Annotated in this window: 12 protein-coding genes; 7 read left to right on the forward strand and 5 right to left on the reverse strand. The window is 40.7% G+C overall.

Features of this window, described 5'->3' with window-relative positions; genetic code table 11:
• Positions 1-41 precede the first annotated feature (41 nt).
• Together C7Y70_RS01940 and C7Y70_RS01945 are read right to left on the reverse strand one after the other, a co-directional pair.
• On the reverse strand, positions 42-2,213 hold the full coding sequence (locus C7Y70_RS01940; protein ID WP_135473181.1) for an exonuclease domain-containing protein: 2,172 nt from the start codon (positions 2,211-2,213) through the stop codon (positions 42-44).
• An 82-nt stretch (positions 2,214-2,295) separates the two neighbouring features.
• On the reverse strand, positions 2,296-3,324 hold the full coding sequence (locus tag C7Y70_RS01945; protein ID WP_135473182.1) for a substrate-binding domain-containing protein: 1,029 nt from the start codon (positions 3,322-3,324) through the stop codon (positions 2,296-2,298).
• A 202-nt stretch (positions 3,325-3,526) separates the two neighbouring features.
• On the opposite strand from C7Y70_RS01945, the gene C7Y70_RS01950 reads away from it, so the two are divergent.
• The 6 genes from C7Y70_RS01950 (at position 3,527) to C7Y70_RS01975 (ending at position 10,376) form a co-directional block, all read left to right on the forward strand.
• Positions 3,527-4,057, forward strand: a complete 531-nt coding sequence (locus tag C7Y70_RS01950) for a hypothetical protein (protein ID WP_135473183.1) — start codon at positions 3,527-3,529, stop codon at positions 4,055-4,057.
• Between the two features lie 487 nt (positions 4,058-4,544).
• A complete protein-coding gene (gene betI, locus C7Y70_RS01955) occupies positions 4,545-5,135 on the forward strand; it encodes a transcriptional regulator BetI (RefSeq protein ID WP_099296558.1) in 591 nt (196 codons plus the stop codon).
• A 1-nt stretch (position 5,136) separates the two neighbouring features.
• Positions 5,137-6,600 carry a betaine-aldehyde dehydrogenase gene (gene betB / locus C7Y70_RS01960; protein ID WP_135473184.1) on the forward strand — a complete coding sequence of 488 codons (1,464 nt, stop codon included), beginning with the start codon at positions 5,137-5,139 and terminating at the stop codon, positions 6,598-6,600.
• Positions 6,600-8,270 (forward strand): choline dehydrogenase, encoded by a 1,671-nt coding sequence (gene betA / locus C7Y70_RS01965; protein ID WP_135473185.1) that lies wholly within the window; start codon positions 6,600-6,602, stop codon positions 8,268-8,270. The genes betB and betA overlap by 1 nt, the downstream gene beginning before the upstream one ends.
• A gap of 171 nt (positions 8,271-8,441) precedes the next feature.
• Positions 8,442-9,659: a BCCT family transporter gene (locus tag C7Y70_RS01970; RefSeq protein ID WP_135473186.1), complete on the forward strand. Its 1,218-nt coding sequence runs from the start codon at positions 8,442-8,444 to the stop codon at positions 9,657-9,659.
• Between the two features lie 9 nt (positions 9,660-9,668).
• A complete protein-coding gene (locus C7Y70_RS01975) occupies positions 9,669-10,376 on the forward strand; it encodes a TorF family putative porin (protein ID WP_099296561.1) in 708 nt (235 codons plus the stop codon).
• Between the two features lie 348 nt (positions 10,377-10,724).
• Here the strand turns inward: C7Y70_RS01975 and C7Y70_RS01980 are convergent, their stop codons facing one another.
• From C7Y70_RS01980 to C7Y70_RS01990, 3 genes are read right to left on the reverse strand one after another with little or no spacing between them, the layout of a single operon-like run.
• On the reverse strand, positions 10,725-11,972 hold the full coding sequence (locus C7Y70_RS01980; protein ID WP_135473187.1) for a hypothetical protein: 1,248 nt from the start codon (positions 11,970-11,972) through the stop codon (positions 10,725-10,727).
• Positions 11,969-12,805 (reverse strand): ABC transporter ATP-binding protein, encoded by an 837-nt coding sequence (locus C7Y70_RS01985; RefSeq protein ID WP_135473188.1) that lies wholly within the window; start codon positions 12,803-12,805, stop codon positions 11,969-11,971. The genes C7Y70_RS01980 and C7Y70_RS01985 overlap by 4 nt, the downstream gene beginning before the upstream one ends.
• Positions 12,802-13,182 (reverse strand): GntR family transcriptional regulator, encoded by a 381-nt coding sequence (locus C7Y70_RS01990; protein ID WP_135473189.1) that lies wholly within the window; start codon positions 13,180-13,182, stop codon positions 12,802-12,804. The genes C7Y70_RS01985 and C7Y70_RS01990 overlap by 4 nt, the downstream gene beginning before the upstream one ends.
• Before the next feature lie 94 nt (positions 13,183-13,276).
• On the opposite strand from C7Y70_RS01990, the gene C7Y70_RS01995 reads away from it, so the two are divergent.
• A complete protein-coding gene (locus C7Y70_RS01995) occupies positions 13,277-14,791 on the forward strand; it encodes an alpha/beta fold hydrolase (protein ID WP_135473190.1) in 1,515 nt (504 codons plus the stop codon).
• Positions 14,792-14,793 lie beyond the last annotated feature (2 nt).

Genomic DNA, 14,793 nt, shown 5'->3' on the forward strand with positions numbered 1-14,793 from the left:
GCCAACGTAAATTAAAACGTTGGCGGGTTTTAACAATGAATTTAGCGCGAATGTGTGGCTTCATTTTGCTGCTCTTTTATTAGTAAAAGTAACTCTGCGGTTGCGGTGGCGTCAGCAAGTGCGCGGTGATGATTAGTGAGCGCTAACTCAAAGTGCTTAGATAAGTTACCTAAAGAATACGATTTAAGACCGGCAAATGCTTTACGTGACTCTACAACCGTACACAGCTTTGGCATTTTAAAGTAGTGACCTGCCATTTCGCACTCTTTGCGGATAAAGCCATAATCAAAATTGACATTATGAGCAACAAAAATGCTCCCTTTTAACTTATGTAGCAGGGTGTCAGCTATTTCACTAAAGCGTGGTGCAGTGGCAACCATGGTATCTGTGATACCGGTCAGCGACACAATAAATTTTGGAATCCGCATTTGTGGATTTATCAGTGAGGACCAAGTTTCGATAACCCTGCCATGCTGTATTTTAACCATGCCGATTTCAGTGATTCGATTACCACCTTTTAAGCTGCCAGTCGTTTCAATATCGACCACGCTGTAAATGCGATTAGGATCATTAACCCAATTAACGGCTGCAATGTGTACATCGAACCCAGAGTTTTTAAGGTTGTCGATGGTGGTCAGCTGATTACGCCTAAGTTTATCACCAGGCGCTTTTACCTCTTCGAAATAGACGGTGCCGTCTTTTAAAATCATTAAGTCTGGGTAGCCGTCTTTAAGTTCTAAAAAACGTAGGCTCATATTTTTTAAGTGGCTTTTTAACGCTGTGATAGGGCTATGTAAAATCAATACTTCTAGTGGCTTTAACAGCTCACTATGCCAACGAAATAAGCCATTTGGTTGATCAAAATAGCGCGCTGCGTTTTTGCATACATGCTTTAGTAAATCTTCAGGTGTTTGCCACTGTTCAAATAAAGCATCAATCTGTTGCTGTTGTGTATGATAAAAAGTGTTAGTGCGTAATACGTGTGGGAACAAATCAAATTCATTACACGGTGGGTGAGGCGTTTCTACGTATAGCTCGTGCCAAAATACCAGGCCAAATAGGCTTTGCCAGAGCGTGTTCTCGGTGTTAAATGCTCGCAGACCTTGGTTTTCATAATATTGTGCCACTCCTTGCTCTACATCACCGCGATAAATCTCATCTATTTCGATTACACACTGTGTATCCGCAAGCATGGCACTTAAGCGAGAACGGGTTTGCTTATTAAACTTACGCATTAAAAAATCATCAGCAAAATACAGCAAATCATCCGTCTGTGGATCTTCAATAATGCTTTCAAGCTCGGCTTTAACCCAGTCTTTATTGCCTTGGCGATATTGCTCGCGTATTTGTATTTCAATCGCTTCAGGGCTGTTTTCGCAGGCATTTAAAATACTAAAGCTCAGCGCTGGATCTACTTTTTTGAGCTGCTGATAAAGCCTCAGTAAAAGCTTATTTTTAAGGCTTATTGCCAGTGTGCCTTGTGCGTGTTGCGCCATAACTTCGTGAGCTAAACCTTGGTATTGCTCGTCAGCTGTAATATTTTTAAATGCCAAGCGAAAGCGGTTTAACGCATAGTTCGACTTTGCCTCATCTAAAGTATCAAAGCGTGCCAAGCTCTGAGTATGGCTTTGGCGCGTAGCTCTAACACCTAGATCGCGCAGCACAAAACTGTTTTGATGATTTATATCGCCTTCGCTTAGACGGCCAATATATAAAAACTCAAAATATTCATACACATCACTGCGATTATTTATAATAAATTGACTGTAGATAGGTGCTAAATATTCGCGATTTTCTCTAAATATATTTACGGCTTGAATAACAAGCGCTGCCTTCGAGGTGCTTTTTTTTATCACTAATTCAGGATCAAAAGACGCTAATAGTTCAATTAACGCAGGTTTGGTCAAGTGATGTAAAAGAGCGTCGTAGTCGTTATCTGTTGGGTGTGCAATTAGCCCCGTTTGGATTAATTGTTTAATTGCGAGCGGTGCGTTATCTATTTCGGCGTAGTTAAGGGTACTGATCGCAACAAAGCGAGGCTTGCGAGAATAAATACGCGCAAGCATGCATTGAGCCTGCTCGCCAAGTGTATTTACCTTGTTGATAAAATCAGTATGTGTTTGCTCTAATAATTGCCCACATTGCTCATTTATAAAGTCGATGAGTTCTTTAAAATGAGCTAAATAGTATTTCGCGGGTAGTTCTTTTTTCATTAGTCGGCCACACAATATAACTGTATATAAAAACAGTATCTAGTAATTGTGATGCTTTTTCAATAAATCAAAGCATAATAATTTAATGGTTTATAGTACATGTCAGTGCATTTGCTTGTTGGCAATAATGAAAGTCTAAATAATAAAATTCTTTGGCGGGTTTTTTATCATTAACAATTACCTCAAACATTAGTTGAGCGCTTAGCCGGCCCATCTCAAATGGATTTTGTCCAACATTAGCAGATGATAACCCTTGGTGTAACGCGTCTAACTGTATTTGTTCTGTATCTGCTGAGATGATAGTTATTTCATTTAAGGCAAGCGAATCTTTATAAGGGGTAAGTAATTCAACGTATTGAGGGTTAAATTGTGCAAACCCTGCCACAGCTACAAAAGCGGGGGGCTGTTTCATTTTTACTATGTTGACAACTTGCTCTAAAGAAAGCCCTCTTTTCCCTAGGCTATAAAGTGGGCAGCGGCTAAATTCACTCCAGCCGTTTTGACCCGACAAACGTTGTTCACTTTGCCCCGAAAGAGCAAATCTTACGCCCGCAATTCTTTCGTTTAAGTTAGGCGCAGTCTGATGGCCTGATTGAATGCATATATTTTTAGTGTTTTTATCTGTTATTTGCTTGAGCTGGTTTCCCAGAGCAACACCAAAATCAAAATTATTTGTGCCAACGTAAGCCATTCTGTAACGGCTATCTTTGGGTAGCAAATCGGAGTCAAACGTAATGACAGGGATTTTTTTTTCGTACAGATCTTTAAGTGCGCGATTCACTAGGTAGTCAGAATCTGTTGTTGAAACCAATAAGCCATCGATACCACTTTTAACCATATCATTAATAATTAGAGCTTGTGTGCGAATGTCTTGATAGTCATCAGGCCCATCATATAAGCAAGTGATCTCAGGGTGAGACTTGGCGAAAGCCATACAGCCTTTGTAAGATTGAATATAGAAGCTGTCGTTTTTAGTTTTACCCACTATACCTATGACAAATTTTGCTTGTAAAAAAAATGGTAAGCAGGCGATTAAACATATCAGTGCACTAAATATTTTGGTTGGATAGCGGCGCGTAGGTTTAGTTAAAAACAAAGATACATGCTCCATAAAAAACGCTTTTTCAAGAATAAAGTATGTTTAGACAGTTTTAGATTAGCACGAAGTTATTTTAATGTTAGCATTTTGCTTACATTTTATGTGTGCGATAAGCCATTCCATATACAAGCTTGGCTACGAATTACACTCAGTGAGATCTAAGAATGACTAGCGAACGTAGTGTATTTAACCAGACCTTATTTAAACCACCGTTATGTTAAAAAACCTCGTTTCTATTTTACTTATCATGCTCTTAGCTGGATGTTCAAGCCAGTACCCTAATCAAACACCTGTAGGAAAGCAGTTCCCAACTGTTAGTGGTGAAAGCCTATCTAAACAAGACATTGTGATACCAGACGACTTTAATAATGAACACTCTTTGTTGTTAATTGGCTACAAACAAGATAGCCAGTTTGATATTGACCGTTGGCTTATAGGCTTAGATATGTCAGGTGTTTCTATTCCAACTTATGAGCTGCCGACTATACAAGGTATGGCGCCGCGTATGTTTAGTACATTAATTGATAACGGCATGCGTAAAGGTATACCTAAGGAACTATGGGCTGGTGTGATCACAATCTACAAAGACGGTGATAAAGTACAAGCCTTTACAGGAAATGAAAATCCAAACAACTGCCGCGTTGTGCTAATTAATAAAGCAGGAAAAATTCTGTATTTTTATGATCGAGGCTTTTCAGTGTCAGCACTCAATCAGCTAAAAGTAGTGTTGGCAAAAAATAAATAGCCCGATAGGTGGTTTAAAAGCGATTTACACTGCGTTATTGATTTTAAAAATAGAACCACTACTGCGGCAATCAATGCCTTGGCTAAATCGCTTGTAATTTCATCGATGCTCGCACCCTTGGCGAGTTTGAGTATGGCACTAAAATGAACCACAACATCCGATGTGGTTCTCTCAATCTTGATGTAGTGAGCGCTTTATTTTATGAGCTACTTACTGTAAACCTTTTTTGCAATAAACCCTCGTTTAAAGTCATTTTTATTCTTGTTATTTACTCGAAAATACACGCATTTATAAACATTTCATAGAAAAACGACACTTTTAATAATTTTTTTAATCTATTTTTCATATCCGTTTTAGCTGCATTATTACAGGTGCTTAGCGGCACTTTAGCCTGTTTTATTTAGGTTGTTCACAGTTTGTCAACCTTGAATTATCAGTTCTATTACTCTAACCTTTATTTTTATTGAACGATCAATTAATAAAAATTATGCCTAAAGTTGGAATGGAACCTGTCCGTCGTCAGCAGCTAATTGACGCCACGATTGAGTCAGTAGCTGAGCTTGGTTTACAAAGCACAACTATCAATAGCATTAGTAAAAAGGCGGGCATGTCGTCAGGCATTATTAGCCACTATTTTGGTGGCAAACAGGGATTAATTGAAGCGACGGTGCGTTATTTACTCACCAACTTGAAGCATGAACTTATTGATCGCGTTAGTGCAACAACAACACCCACGCAACGCTTGATGTTTATTGTTGAAGCAAACTTCGCTCGTTTACAACTGCAAAGCGACACCACAAAAACGTGGTTAAGTTTTTGGGCGCAGTCAATGCATGATGTGCAATTACACCGCTTACAAAACGTCAATAGCCGTCGCCTGTTAAGCAATTTAACGAGTTCATTCAAGCAATTAATGAACGATGCTGATGCCAAGCTTGCCGCACAACTATGTGCAGCAATGATTGATGGGCTGTGGTTAAGAGCGGTGTTGAGCAAGTCTGACGAAAATCAATTTGAACATTGCGAGCAATTAGCCAAAGGCTATGTACATTCACTTATCAAACAGTATGGGGCTTAATGTGACAACACCTGTTTATCAAAATTTTATCAACGGTCACTTTTTAAAGAATCAAAGTGGCGATACTTTTGCAGTTAAAAATCCTGCTACAGATGAAGTAATTTACCATGTAGAAGTCGCCGATGCATTTGTACAAAACGCAGCTATTGAAAGCGCCAAACAAGGTTTTGCTGCTTGGTCTGCTATGACGCCAATTGAACGCAGTCGGATTTTATTAAAAGCTGTAGAAATACTGCGCGCACGTAACGATGAGTTGGCAAAAATTGAAGTACTTGATACGGGCAAGCCTTGGCAAGAAGCTGAGTGTGTTGATGTACAAACCGGCGCAGATGTTATCGAATATTTTGCAGGCCTTGCCCCTGCGCAAGTTGGCCAACAACAAATGGTTGGTGAAGACTTTTATTATACCCGTAAAGAGCCATTAGGTATTTGTGCAGGCATTGGTGCGTGGAACTACCCGTTACAAATTGCCTGTTGGAAATCAGGCCCTGCGCTTGCTGCGGGTAATGCGCTTATATTTAAACCATCTGAAGAGACACCGCTTGGCGCAATTAAATTAGCGGAAATATTCATCGAAGCAGGGGTCCCTGCAGGTGTATTTAATGTTGTACAAGGTGCGGCTGAGGTTGGCCAATGGTTAACACAAAGCGATGATATCGAAAAAGTATCGTTCACTGGTGAAGTAGGCACAGGAAAAAAAGTGGTCGCAAGTGCAGCAGGCTCGCTTAAAGATGTGACCATGGAGCTGGGTGGAAAATCGCCACTATTGGTATTTGATGATGCTGATATTTCGCAAGCGGTGAGTGCGGCTATGCTGGGTAACTTTTATACTCAAGGCGAAATTTGCACTAACTGCACCCGTATTTATGTCCATAAAAACGTGTACCAGCAGTTCATTGACGAACTTAAAACACGCACTGAACAAAACATTATTGCTGGCGATCCAATGGATCCTGAGGTGAACTTAGGTGCGCTTATTTCAAAAAATCATCATGATTTAGTGATGGGTTACATAGATAAGGGCATTAATGAAGGGGCAACCTTACTTACGGGTGGTAAAGCTCTAAAACCAGAATCTGCACCGAATGGCTACTTTGTCGCGCCTACGGTCTTTACTGATTGCACCGATAACATGACTATCGTTAAAGAAGAGATTTTTGGTCCTGTAATGAGCGTACTGGTGTTTGATGATGAAGACGATGCAATTCGCCGCGCTAATGACACCCATTTGGGTTTAGCTGCGGGTGTATTTACCAAAGATATTAAGCGTGCACACCGTGTTATTCATCAATTACAAGCGGGTATTTGTTGGATCAACAGCTACGGTAACTCGCCAGCTGAAATGCCTGTGGGTGGTTATAAGCAGTCGGGTATTGGTCGTGAAAACGGTATCGAAACACTTGATCATTACACCCAAACTAAATCAATTTATGTTGGTATGACAGATATAGAGAGCCCATTTTAATGACTGCACAAACTTATGATTACATCATAGTCGGTGCAGGCTCAGCAGGGTGTGTATTGGCTAATCGCTTGTCTGAAGACAGCAATAATCGTGTTTTATTGTTAGAGACTGGTGGCAGCGATAAAAGCATTTTTATCAAAATGCCAACAGCGCTGTCTATCCCGATGAATACGGATAAGTACGCCTGGCAGTTTCACACCCAAGCTGAACCGTTTTTAGATAACCGCGAAATGCATTGCCCACGTGGCAAGGTACTAGGCGGTTCGTCATCAATTAACGGCATGGTATATGTACGTGGTCATGCAAAAGATTTTGATGAATGGCAACAACATGGCGCACAGGGTTGGGATTACCAGTCATGCTTGCCGTATTTCCAAAAAGCCGAAACCTTTTATTTAGGCAAAGATGAATACCGTGGCGGTAACGGTCCGCTGGGCGTTAATAACGGTAATGAAATGGCCAATCCTCTGTATAAAGCTTTTATTAATGCCGGTCAGCAAGCAGGTTACGCAGCGACTGACGACTACAATGCAGGGCAGCAAGAAGGGTTTGGGCCAATGCACATGACTGTTAAAGGCGGTGTGCGCAGCTCGGCTAGTCGTGAATATTTAGACCCTGTTAAGTCGCGCAGTAACTTAACTATTGTAACGGGTGCATTAGCCGAAAAAGTATTGCTTGAAGGTAAAAAAGCCACGGGTGTTCAGTACAGTATCAATGGTCAAACTAAGCAAGTATTTGCTGCCAAAGAAGTGGTATTAAGTGCGGGGCCTATTGGTTCACCGCATTTATTACAGCTTTCAGGCATTGGTGACAGCGAAACACTTGCAGCAGCAGGCGTTGAAGTGATGCATCATCTACCTGGTGTTGGTCAAAACCTGCAAGATCACTTGGAATTTTATTTTCAATACAAGTGTAAGCAACCTATTACCTTAAACGGCAAGTTAGGGTTAATTTCTAAAGGCCTTATCGGTGCCCGTTGGTTATTAAATCGCAGTGGCTTAGGTGCAACCAATCACTTTGAGTCGTGTGCGTTTATTCGCTCAAAACCGGGAGTTGAATGGCCTGATCTGCAATATCACTTTTTACCTGCGGCAATTCGCTATGATGGTAAAAGTGCCTTTGATGGACATGGTTTCCAAGTGCATGTGGGTCATAACAAACCTAAAAGCCGCGGGGCAGTATCAATACAGTCAGCCGATGCCAAAGTTGCACCAAAAATTCAGTTTAACTACTTACAGCATCAAGATGATATTGAAGGGTTTAGAGCGTGTGTACGTTTAACCCGTGAAATCATTGAGCAAAACGCATTTGATGACTATCGCGATGATGAAATTCAACCCGGTAAAGACATCCAAACCGATGAGCAAATTGATGCATTTGTTCGCCAAGCTGTTGAGAGTGCGTACCATCCGTCATGTTCATGCAAAATGGGTGAAGATGAGCTAGCCGTCGTGAACTCAAATACACAAGTACATGGCCTAGAAAGCTTGAGAGTGGTTGACTCGTCAATCTTCCCAACCATACCAAACGGTAATTTGAATGCGCCTACCATTATGGTGGCAGAAAAAGCGGCAGACTTAATATTAGGTAAGCCACCACTTACTAAATCGCATGCAGCGGTTGCCATGGAATCACAATGGCAAACAAAGCAGCGTAGCTCGGAGATTTAATAAATACCCAAACTCGCTTCATGAGGTGGTTGGGTATAAACGCCACCTGCAGCATATTTTTGCTGTGGGGCTTGCAGTGGCGCGCACTACAAGTTGTTTGTGGTGCGTTAATGCGAGATAAAACACACGGAGAAAAAATGACATATTATCATTTATTTTGGGGGGCAAATTATGACCTTATGGCTTAGTGCTGGCATTATTTTTACCCTACTGGCAATAATCGCAATTTTAGTAAAATGGGGAAATGTAAAGTGTGTAGGCGTTACACCGGTTAGAACATTTACCTTCATCGCAATCTTATTTACATCAGGCTTAGACGTTGGCTTGATCATGTTTCCACTAACAGAGTTTGCAGGTTATGCAGACATAAAAGCAAGCCCAGAATATGCGTTTGCCAATCCGATGGCCATTGAGTTTGGTTATTGGGGCTTTCTTATCTGGGGATTTTATTTCCTTACGTGCTTTTATTTCTGTGTAATAGAACCTAAAGTAAAATTTTTCGAAATTCCTTTGGTTAAATTAATCAATAATGTAGTAATTATTGGTACTTGTGCATTTACTGCCTTTTTACTGCTCTCAAACCTACCTTGGTACTTACCTGCGTTAGGTGATGGCGAATCAATTATTCCTTCGTTTTACTTAATCGTCTTTGCAGCGATATGTTTTGCTGTCTATTCAAGCACAGATATTAAATATGTGCGCTTTCTAAGTATCTCTACAACTTGGCTGTTTATTGCTTTAATTGGCTTTATGTGGGTTGGTGCGTTTACAGGCGATAACGGTCAGGTGTCAGATTTTACCAATAACCTTGCGTTAATTGGCAGCTATTTTGGCAACCTAAATGAGTTTATTTTACCGCTGAATGATTACCACGAGTTTTATCTTTTCTGGTGGTTTGCTTGGAGCATAATGATTGGTCAATTTACTTCTCGTTTTGTTGGTGGACTGAAAACCTACCAAGTGCTTGGTGCAATGTTGATTTTCCCTTCAATCCCCATCGCAATTTGGTTCGGTGTGCTTTATCACTATCATGAAGCAGGTATACCGACGCAAGGCATTAAAAATATTGCCATGGTTTTTGTTGGTGTTGTTTTTGTTATCAATTCACTGGATTCACTTATCCGCTTGTACACAGATAACTTAAATATGACGGTAAAACGTTTAGGCAAATTTAACTACATTATCTTAAATGTAGTGGCTCTGACATTGCTAACTTTATTATTTAAACTAAACTTTTTGCAAATACAGTGGGTTGGTGCACTTGTAATTGCGTTGTTCTTTAGTTGCGCAGGGTTTATTGCCTATAGCAAGTTTAAGACTGTGAGTAATATCGATAGCTCGCCAAAAGATAACAAAATTGACTATACAAAAGTTGAATCAGTAAGCTAAGGAATTAACATGACAACACAAAAAACACTACTTGCAATAGCACTACCATTTGCTCTTTTTTCAACATCAGCTTTGGCTGATTGGTCAACAACGATTACTGGCGTATCAGACTATACTTTTAATGGTGTGAGCCAAACGCAAAACGACCCAGCAATTCAAGGAAGCCTTGATTATTCATTTGGTGAGTCGGGCATGTATGCTGGAACGTGGGCATCAAACGTGGATTTTGGTGACGATACCAACATTGAGTGGGATGCGTATTTTGGTCGTTATGCACAGTTAAATGATGCGCTAAGCGTTGATTATGGTTTAGCGTACTATAGCTACCATGGGCAAAGCAATTCAAGCGATGGTAACTACTTTGAAGCGTACACTAAGTTTGGTTATGCCAGCGATTTAGGCCAAACAGAACTTAACTTTTGGTACAGCTGGGACTACTTTGGTACTGGTGCTGGGCATGTGATCTCTATGGTTGCACATACCATTGAACTTGCGCCTAATCATGCACTGCGCGCTAGTTTTGATATTTCAAACTCGCTTGATGGCGATAAGTTTGCTTGGGATACCGATGGCAAATCTTACAATCACTATCGCTTAGCCTATCAGACTAGCTTTGAAGGATTTGATATTGAGGTGGCTGCGGAAAACACTAGCCTAGATATTGATACGGCTGATGAGCGCATTGTGCTGTCAATAGGTCGCACGTTCTCACTTTAAACGTTTAAAATTATTTTGTTTAAGCACCAAAACGGCCATATTATATGGCCGTTTTTTTATCTATCAGAATGCTAGGGTCTGTTGACCTTTCAAGGTTAAATTTGCAGCAGTCTGTTTGGTATTTAGGCAAGGCAGCGCCTATGTGGTGTGGTTATTCCCCATAAATAGGCGATAACGCAGCATCAATGCCAAACAGGCGCTGCCCTTCGGGTTCAGCCTAGGGGCAATTTACTCTTTGTTGCTCGGTTTTGACTTAGCCCACTAGGTTACAAACCTCGCGCCGCGATTAAACCGCCCCTAGTTTGAACAAATTTTAATCCGCAAAGGTCAACAGACCCTAATAACAGACTACATATACCTCACAGTAAAGCGGTTCAATCCAGCCATTGACACGGTATATAGGCTTATTAAAACAAGTACAAATAAGCTATCGCCATGATCGAATATATAGTTCGCTAACCCCATATTAAAACCAAACGCCAAGCAAAGAAATACACTCAATACGTTTATATTTTTGCATACATTACTGATTGCAAAGCTAACCAATACGCCACTAGCGCAGGCTAAAGCATAGCTTAAGGTGTTGAAAATAAATAACTCTTTATAAGGTGTAACTAGCGCCAATACAGTGACAAAAAACAAGCTTGCGATCATGATGGCTAATTTTAACGAGCTGTGACTAAGCGCTACTTTTGCGTTGTGGCTGGAGTTATAAATAGGCAGGGTAAATAATAGCTCCCACGAATTTTGCTTTTGAATTTTACTCCATAAACTTAATGTTACTATGGTGAATAAAAGCAAGGTTAATATGAATACGGCATGCTCTACAATATTGATAAATAAGTTTGCAGCGACAGCCATGGCGCAAAAAAGAGCGATGAGTATCAAATACTGCGATAAGCTTGCGCCAACAAAGTAGCTGAGCGGGAAGAGTTGTTTGTTTATTGCGTTACCGTAATTAGATAAAAAGCCACTGGGTATGGGTGACCAACCAGATTGAAGGCCTTGACGATAGTTAGCCAAAGAGCTTGAGTGCCATCGGTATGCATTGGTAAACGTTTTATGTGCCAAAACAATACCGATAAAACCAAGAGTGCTAACGGGTGCCAGCCAAAGTGGTAGCTGGTCGATTAATACAGAGGTAAGTATGCTAATTAGAAAGAAGATATAACAACTAGCTGTAAATAAATGGCTATTAGAGCGATTTAAAAACCAAATAATAATACCAAGTAGATTCGCTACACAAAGTGTTGTTAGCAAGGCTGCATTACCTGCAATGGTGATACTCAATAAAGCGATTATATTATTGAAGACAAGAAAAGCTTTTCCTTGAAACATGACATGTTTGCAATAATCAGGTACCAATACTTGCCATTCAGTGGCTTGCATTTTTACGCTTTGCCAAGCAACAGCGCTGTACATACAGATAGTGGAGAACAAGATCATTAATTCGAGTAGCTCTTCATCCATCCCGGTTGCTACTAAGCACAGTAAAGTAGATACAAGGGCTGCTATAAAATAACTGGCGCAGCCAGGTTCTTTAAACCATAGGCTGGTTATACCTTGATACCAAGGTCGATTAACTACTTGCATCATCCATGCAGCTCCACAAATAATTGCTCTAATGACAGTGTATTAGTTGCAATAGCGCCTGGAATTGTATCGCCTGTGTATCCATAGATGATGGCACTGTTTTTTTGTAAATTAAGTACGTTATAAGCGCTTAAATCGATACCTGAGTCAGAAAAACTAATTTTTCTAACCGTATCACGAATTAAATCGAGTTCATCCATGATCAATAGTTCGCCATCTTTTATCAATGCAATATGACTGGCAACGCGCTCGATATCAGACGTTATATGTGATGAAAATAAAATGCCTGAATTAGAGTCGAGTGCCAAATCAAATAAATCGCCCATAAACTCACGACGTGCGATGGGATCTAAGCTCGCGACAGGTTCATCTAGTATTAGTAACTGTGGGCGATAGGCCATGGCCATGATAAGCGCCAATGTTTGACGTTGGCCTATCGATAAGTTGTTTATGGCAGCGCTTGGGTCAAGATCAAACCGTTTAAGCCATTTATTTTCAAGTTCGCAATCCCAATCAGGATAAAAACTGCGGTGTAAGGCGAGGGCATCTGCGATTTTAAAGCCTTCATAGCCGAAGGTTTGTTGCGCAACATAGCCAATCTTTGCTTTACTTTGGGCGCTAAGTTGATCACTTTTTTCGCCAAAAACGTAAACGTTGCCTTGTTCAGGTGTTAAAAGTCCTAGCGCTGAACGTAATAAAGTTGTTTTACCAGCTCCATTTTTACCCAATAAACCGACCACCATGCCTGGTTCTATTTCAAGGTTTACATCATTTAATATTTGGCGTTGCTGGTAGCTTTTACAGACATTTTGATAACAAAGAAGTGGCTGTGTCATTGTTCTAATTCCCACCGTTTTTTTATAAGTTCGACTAGGGTTGTTTGCGGTACATCGAGCTGCTTGGTTTGTTGGATAAGCTGATCAATGGCTTTGAAAAGTAAGGCTTCTTGTTGATCTGATTGCTGGGCTATATTTTGCGCAACACGAGTGGCTTGGCCACGGCGACGTTCAAGCCAACCTTGATCAACTAACTGGCCAATTGCTCTTGATACTGTCATAGGGTTAACAGCGAAGTGATCGGCTATTTTTCGCACCGAAGGTAACTCGTCCCCAGTTGCTAATTGGCCGCCCACAATCAAGCGCACAATTTGCTCATGCAATTGTTTGTATATTGGATCGCCACTATTAGGGTTGACATTAATAAATTCTAGCATTATTCTTTCTCTACTGTATTAATACATTAATACACCGATACACTACATACTAAGTTATCACATTAGGTGTAAAATGCAAATAAGGGAAAGCGCAATGAAAAGTACATTCAAATATCGTAATAGGCTGATAAAATTAGCAATTTTACCTTTTTTAATCGCAAATTCAGCAATGATACAGGGACAAGAAAACAACAATAATCCTGTAAAATTAACGCCATGTTACATGGAGGGCCTATCGGATAGATTAATGTGCGGCAGTATTGCTCAGCCATTATCAGATAACCCAGCCGATGGTGAAATTGATATTCACTTTGCAGTTATACCAGCAATTAAACCAAGTAACCCTGATGAGGCTGTTCTGGGGTTTGCTGGTGGGCCTGGTCAAGGAGCGGTTGATTTAGCGCGAATTTTTAATCGTAACTTACGCTTTGCCCGTGAAACACGAGACATTGTACTTGTTGATCAGCGCGGTACTGGTTATTCAAATCAGCTGCAATGTGACAGCGATGATTTAAAAACACAGTTTGCATTTAATGATGCGATAACTGATTTGCAAACCATGAGCAAGCAAGACACCGAGCAATGTAAAGCGAAGCTCAACGTTGATTTAAGCCACTTTACGACCTCTGCTGCGGCAAAAGACTTTGAAGCAGTGCGTGTTGCACTGGGTTATGAAGGCTTTCATTTATATGGGGTGTCATATGGCACACGTATAGCGCAAGAGTACACCCGTCAATTTCCTGCTTCTGTTATTACAAGCACCTTAGACGGTGTGGTCCCGATGCAGCAAAGCTTTGCTGCTATCGGCGAGGCCATAGACGATTCATTGCTTGCCTTGTTCGAACGTTGTAAAAATGATGTTGCCTGCAATGAGCAGTTCCCCTCTTTAGAAACGCGTTTTAATGAGTTTCTAGCTAAACTTGAGCAACAACCCATTGAAGCGCAAGTCAGGCACCCTCGCACTTATGAACTCATCCCTTTTACTGTCACTAAAATGAAGTTTTACAGTGCCATTCGTTTAGCGCTTTATAGCCACACAACGCGTTCGATTTTACCGCTAGTGATTACTAAAGCGGCTCAAGGTGATTTTTCGCCATTGGCAGGTTTAATGGCAAACGCAGATTTAACTCAATCGCTCGCAATGGGCATGCATAACGCGATTGTATGTTCAGAAGATTGGCCCCAATTGACACCTCAACTTCGCAGTAAATACAGTAATACATACATGGGTAAAACCATGATTGAAGGGCTTGATATTGTCTGTCCAATTTTAGAAGTTAAACCTACGGATAAAACATTTTATAAGCCATTACAAAGCGATAAACCAACTTTATTGTTATCCGGCGCACGCGACCCAGCAACACCCCCAAGCTGGGCGGAACTTGCAATGGTGAATATGACCGATGCGACACATCTAGTAGCCCCAACCGCTACACATGGCATTGGTTCACAAACCTGTGCGCCAAAGATTATCGCCCAGTTTATTGATCAAAAAGCCATGCAAGATATTAATACCGATTGCATCAGTGAAGAAAATGATAAGCAATTTTTTATGAACATTAATGGGGTTGCAAACACGTATTCAACACCAACAGCGAACAAGGAGTAAGT

Origin of the sequence: Pseudoalteromonas sp. KS88, from assembly GCF_004766475.1 — a bacterium.
Classification (GTDB): Bacteria; Pseudomonadota; Gammaproteobacteria; order Enterobacterales; family Alteromonadaceae; genus Pseudoalteromonas.